Here is a 292-nt window from a genome sequence, read left to right as displayed (position 1 = left end):
TCGGGGCGCATCATCGTCGGCAGGCTCCAGAAAGAAATCGGGAGCACAGCATCGGGGATCAGGTAAGCGCTTTGAATGTGGGGTTCATGGAGCGCTTACACTGAACTGACTGCCTTGGTCTGAGTGAATCATCACTTGCTGCTGTGGCTTGCGTCGCCACACGGCCATCAGCATGGCGTCGATGGCCAGGTCACTGCTCATCCTGGGCTTCATTGACCAACCAATGACTTGGCGAGAGAACAGATCCAACACTACCGCCAGGTACAGCCACCCTTCATAGGTGCGGATGTAG

The 292-nt window shown here is 56.2% G+C and carries 1 pseudogene; it reads right to left on the bottom strand.

Features of this window, described 5'->3' with window-relative positions:
- Positions 1 to 99 precede the first annotated feature (99 nt).
- Positions 100 to 292 (bottom strand): annotated as a pseudogene (locus AC25MA_RS25845) (DDE-type integrase/transposase/recombinase); the annotation flags it as partial.

This window comes from Pseudomonas sp. P65(2024) (assembly GCF_057480955.1).
This window is presented reverse-complemented; position numbering and strand designations above follow the sequence as displayed.